Origin of the sequence: Pseudomonas sp. TJI-51, assembly GCF_000190455.2 — a bacterium.
Taxonomy (GTDB): Bacteria; Pseudomonadota; Gammaproteobacteria; order Pseudomonadales; family Pseudomonadaceae; genus Aquipseudomonas; species Aquipseudomonas juntendi.
The window spans coordinates 46,321-51,045 of the sequence record NZ_AEWE02000035.1 but is presented as its reverse complement, the minus strand read 5'-3'; the positions used below and the strand labels follow the sequence as shown (position 1 = coordinate 51,045).

The window sequence follows — 4,725 nt, the reverse complement described above, 5'->3', positions numbered from 1 at the left end:
CAGCGATGGGGCCGGTACAGCCACCCTGAACTTCAGCCAGCATTGGCCCGCAACCGAGCCACATCCCGAATCGGCGGCGCGCCGTACAGCCGGCTGTACTCGCGGCTGAACTGCGAGGGGCTTTCATAGCCCACCCGGTAGGCCGCCACCGCCGCCTCGAGCCCGTCGTTGAGCATCAACCGCCGTGCCTCCTGCAGGCGCAGTTGTTTCTGGTACTGCAACGGGCTCATCGAGGTCACCGCCTTGAAGCGGTGGTGCAAGGTCGAGGTGCTGAGGTTGACCTCACGGGCCAGGTCCTCGATACGCAGTGGCTGTTGGTAGTGGTTGTTGAGCCAGGCGATGGCCTGGCAAACCCGGTGGGTCTGGCTGTTCGCCAAGGCGATTTCGTACAGCCGATAACCCTGCGGCCCACGCAACAGGCGGTAGAGGATCTCACGGCGGACCAGTGGCGCCAGCATGGAGATGTCGCGTGGGCTATCCAGCAGGCGCAGCAACCGCAACAGGGCGTCGAGCAACGCCGCATCGGTTTTGTCCACGTACAGGCCACGGCCCGATGGCTTGTTGGGCACCAGCATCGGGCCGCTTTCGGCGATCAACTGGCTGATCTCGGCCGGGTCCAGGTCCATGCGCAAACCCAGGCTGGGGTGCTCGGGGCTGGCATCGAGCCGCACGCCGCTCAACGGCAGGGTGACCGAAACCACCATGTAGTGCAGTGGATCGTAGGCATACTGCTCGTCACCCAGAAACAGGCTTTTGCTGCCTTGCGCAAGGATGCACAAGGCCGGTTGCGCCAGGGTAGGGACCGAGCGCACATTCTCGGTGTAGCGCACCAGGTACAGATCCGCGATGGCCGACGCCGGGCCGTGGGGCTCGCCGGCATGGCGGGTAATCAGCTCGGCCAGCTCCAGGCGCTGCAGTTCCAGGGTCGGGTCGGTGGGCGTGGCGATGGTCATGATGCTTTCCTCTGCTGACGGTCGCAGCATAGGTTTGGGCAACGGCCGACGCTAGTCGAAAGCTGCACGTCGCTTGCCTGATCCTGCCGCGCCGCAGGATCAGGCAAGCGGCAAGCAGTAATGGCCTAACGGGTTGCGCGGGCGAACCCCTAACCTTGGCAGCCTGGCTTTTTCGTCCGCTTGCTTCAAGGAGATAGTGCAATGGCCCTAAAACAACCGGTCACCCATCTTGCGTTCATTCGTGCCAGCAGCGGGCGTTCTGCGGAGCTTGGCGCGCGCCTGCGTGACCTGCTTGAGCCGTCGCTGCGTGCGCCGGGTTGCCTGAGTTTCAGCGTACAGCGTTCGCAGGCCGACGCTGACCTGTGGCTGCTCAGCGGCAGTTGGCAGGACCAACAGGCCATGAGTGGCTATTTTGCGTCGCCCACGCTGGAGATGTTCGGTGAGCTGGTGCAGGCGCAGGTGGTCAGCAGCCTCGACTTGCATACATTCGACTGACGGCATGGCCCCTCCCACAGCGCGCGCGCTGGCTGGGGTTTGGGTTAACATGCCGGGCCATGATCAAGCAGGCAGAGAGCAACATGGCACGTAGGGAATTCCCGCAGTTCGAAGCGGTGTCGGCGATGGTGCCGGCCGAAGGTGGTGGCTATCACGCGGCCATCGCAGTCAAAGCCCTGGGTATGGGCGGCGCGCCGCGTTTTCACAAGGTGCTCGACGGCCAGGTGTTCAAGGGCGCCGTGGCCGCCGACGAAGCGGCCACGGCCGAACTGCAGCGCCTGCAAGGCGTTAGCGCTGAGGGTGAGCTGGTCTGGTGATCAGGCCGGCGGGCGGGCCATCTTGAACAGGTTGCCCAGCTCGAAATAGTCCGCCGGGCCACCACCGCGCAAGATAGGTTCTGCTGCCGCGGTATCGTAAATACCGTTCTTCAGCAGGTGGTCGGCAATGTGCACGGCCACCACTTCCCCAAGAATCAGCCAGCTGGGTACCAGCGCCTGGTCGGCCCGCTTGAGCTGGACGATCTGGCTGACCTTGCACTCGAACGCGACCGGGGTTTCGCCCACGCGCGGCACCTTGACCAGGCTTGACGGTGTGGCGGTGAGGCCGCTCAACTCGAATTCACTGACCTCGGCAGCCACCGGCGCACAGCTCTGGTTCATCTGCTCTGCCAGCGATCGCGTGGCCAGGTTCCAGACGAATTCACCGGTCTGCTCGATATTGTTCAGGCTGTCTTTGCGCCCGACACTGCAGAAACCGATGATTGGCGGGATGTAGTTGAAGGCATTGAAGAAGCTGTAGGGCGCCAGGTTCAAGCGTCCCTCGCGGTCTTGCGAAGAGACCCAGCCGATAGGACGTGGACCGACGATGGCGTTGAAGGGGTCGTGGGGCAGGCCGTGGCCTTTGGCGGGTTCGTAGTAATACATTGTGCTGGGCTTACTGGCCCTACCTCCTGGTAGACAAGAAGCCTAGTGTGCCAAGCCTTTGCTTGCCTGCAAATGATCAAGCCCGGCAAAAGCCGGGCTGGGCGCTCGCAGCAGGGATCAGCTGATGCGGTTGGCGTTGGTGCGGTCGAAGCCGTCTTCAGCAAAGCGTTGGCCGCCGGTGCGGTCGAAGCCGTCTTCAGCGAAGCGTTGGCCGCCAGTACGATCGAAGCCGTCTTCAGCGTAGCTGGCCGACTGGGTCTGGGCTGCGGCAAAGGTGTGGGCATTGGTCCGGTCGAAACCATCTTCGGCAAAGGCGCTAGTGGCGAAAACCGACAGGGCCAGGGTGAGGATCAGTTTGTTTTTCATGGTCATTGCTCCAGGGATTTGTGGGTTGTTTGTTTCCGTGACTTAAATATTACGCCCAATATGCTGATTAAAAAGCGCAAATATAAGCACTAAATAATCGACTTATTCGATATTTTAAGGTGCTGTAATCGTCGTATAGGCGTTTGCCTGGGCGGGTACGGGTTGGTGCATGCACCCTTCATCAGTCAGCCCGTGAAGGCTGAAGGGTGGCAATTAATAGGGGATTAAGAAGAACACCTGATGCAGATCACCGATGAACGTTTTTTCATCGCTTACCTACCTATTTTTCAGCCCACCAGCACCGTCGGCACCACGATGTCCGACTTCATGGACCCTACCCTGGGCATGGTCTATGCCACCGGTACGGCCCTGCTGATCGGGATCCTGCCGCTGACCTTGGGTACCGCTCTGGGCGACTTCCTGACCAAACCTCATGCGAAGGGCAAGCTGGACTTCGGCACGGTCGGTTCATCGGCCGTGCTGGGTGGCGTGCTGCTGGTACTGGTACTGGTGGCTAGCTGGTACCAGCGTCGTGAACCGCGTCAGGCGCTGGAAATGTCCTGAATGTTGATGCGGTAACGGGTCAATGCTTTCACGCTTGCCCAGCAAACGGCCTTTCACACCCATCCCATGAGCCGAATAGCTCAGCTAATCGGCTCATGGGGCATTAGGGGGCATAAAAAAAGGCGCCCTGCACGTTGGGCGCCCTTGCAGAACGGCCTTACCGGGTCACTCGGTGGTGATACGAGAGTGCTGTTTGGTGTCCTTCATCGTCGCGTACACCAGCAGCGAGCAGGCGATACAGGCGGTGACGTACCAATAGAAGCCGCTTTCCATGCCCGCGCTCTTGAACCACAGCGCCACGTACTCGGCGGTGCCGCCGAAGATCGAAACGGTCAGTGCGTAGGGCAGGCCCACGCCAAGGGCGCGGATTTCGGTCGGGAACAGTTCAGCTTTGACCACGGCGTTGATCGAGGTATAGCCACTGACGATGATCAGCGCTGCCATGATCAGGAAGAACGCCCCCCACCAGGTCTGGATAGTATGCAGGGTGCTGAGGATCGGCACGGTGAACAGGGTACCCAGTACACCGAAGGCGATCAGGATCGGGCGCCGGCCGATCTTGTCGGACAGACCGCCGATCACAGGCTGCAGGCACATGAACAGGAACAACGTGGCGGCCGAGATCGTGGTCGAGTCGCTGATGCTCATGCCCACGGTATTGACCAGGTACTTCTGCATGTAGGTGGTGTAGGTGTAGAAGGCCAGGGTACCGCCCATGGTCAGGCCAACCACGGTCATCAGTTCCTTGGGGTGGCGCAGCAGGGTGCGCATCAGGCTTTCCTTGGCTTTTTCCTTCTTGGTGAACGAGGCGGTTTCCTCCATGCCACGGCGCAGGTACAGCGCGACCACGGCGCACAGCGCACCGATCACGAAGGGTACGCGCCAGCCCCAGGCATACAGCTGCTCGGTGGTCAGGGTCTGTTGCAGGACGATCAGCACTGCCAGGGCGATGAGCTGGCCGGAGATGAGGGTCACGTACTGGAAGCTGGAGAAGAAGCCGCGGCGGTCCTTGCTGGCCATTTCGCTGAGGTAGGTTGCCGAGGTGCCGTATTCGCCACCCACCGACAGGCCCTGCATCAGGCGGGCGATGACCAGCAGGACCGGTGCGGCGAAGCCGATGGTTTCATAGCCAGGCGTCAGGGCAATGACCAGCGAGCCGGCGCACATCAGCAGTACCGAGGCCATCAGCGCGGCCTTGCGGCCTTTGCGGTCGGCGTAAAGGCCCATCAGCCAGCCGCCGATCGGGCGCATCAAAAAGCCAACGGCGAAAATCGCGGCGGTGTTGAGCAGTTGTGCAGTGGAGTCGCCGGCCGGGAAGAAGGCCTTGGCGAAATACAGCGAGAATGCGGCGTAGACGTACCAGTCGTACCATTCGACCATGTTGCCGATGGACCCGCTGAAGATCGACTTCAGGCGGCTGGCGG

Annotated in this window: 5 protein-coding genes and 2 pseudogenes; 3 read left to right on the top strand and 4 right to left on the bottom strand. The window is 61.5% G+C overall.

What is annotated here, in order from left to right; all coding sequences use genetic code 11:
• Positions 1–32 precede the first annotated feature (32 nt).
• Positions 33–953: an AraC family transcriptional regulator gene (locus tag G1E_RS08050; RefSeq protein WP_029884879.1), complete on the bottom strand. Its 921-nt coding sequence runs from the start codon at positions 951–953 to the stop codon at positions 33–35.
• 201 nt (positions 954–1,154) lie between these two features.
• On the opposite strand from G1E_RS08050, the gene G1E_RS08045 reads away from it, so the two are divergent.
• Complete coding sequence (locus G1E_RS08045; protein ID WP_009683091.1) at positions 1,155–1,448, top strand: putative quinol monooxygenase; 294 nt, start codon at positions 1,155–1,157, stop codon at positions 1,446–1,448.
• 59 nt (positions 1,449–1,507) lie between these two features.
• Positions 1,508–1,765, top strand: coding sequence for a hypothetical protein (locus G1E_RS08040; RefSeq protein ID WP_009683090.1), 258 nt, complete (start codon positions 1,508–1,510; stop codon positions 1,763–1,765).
• On the opposite strand, the gene G1E_RS08035 is transcribed toward G1E_RS08040, so the two are convergent.
• Together G1E_RS08035 and G1E_RS08030 are read right to left on the bottom strand one after the other, a co-directional pair.
• A complete protein-coding gene (locus G1E_RS08035) occupies positions 1,766–2,371 on the bottom strand; it encodes a flavin reductase family protein (RefSeq protein ID WP_047149747.1) in 606 nt (201 codons plus the stop codon). It abuts the gene before it with no gap.
• Positions 2,372–2,491: 120 nt separating this feature from the next.
• A pseudogene (locus G1E_RS08030) lies at positions 2,492–2,737 on the bottom strand (hypothetical protein); the annotation flags it as partial.
• 273 nt (positions 2,738–3,010) lie between these two features.
• Here G1E_RS08030 and G1E_RS08025 point away from each other — a divergent pair.
• Positions 3,011–3,301 (top strand): annotated as a pseudogene (locus G1E_RS08025) (hypothetical protein); the annotation flags it as partial.
• A gap of 165 nt (positions 3,302–3,466) precedes the next feature.
• Here G1E_RS08025 and G1E_RS08020 read toward each other — a convergent pair.
• On the bottom strand, positions 3,467–4,725 hold a 1,259-nt coding region (locus tag G1E_RS08020), incomplete at its 5' end, for an MFS transporter (RefSeq protein ID WP_047149753.1).

Bases quoted from the DNA above. Each gene is read 5' to 3' on its own strand.
- G1E_RS08050 (WP_029884879.1), bottom strand. From the start codon at position 953: ATGACCATCGCCACGCCCACCGACCCGACCCTGGAACTGCAGCGCCTG.
- G1E_RS08045 (WP_009683091.1), top strand. From the start codon at position 1,155: ATGGCCCTAAAACAACCGGTCACCCATCTTGCGTTCATTCGTGCCAGC.
- G1E_RS08040 (WP_009683090.1), top strand. From the start codon at position 1,508: ATGATCAAGCAGGCAGAGAGCAACATGGCACGTAGGGAATTCCCGCAG.
- G1E_RS08035 (WP_047149747.1), bottom strand. From the start codon at position 2,371: ATGTATTACTACGAACCCGCCAAAGGCCACGGCCTGCCCCACGACCCC.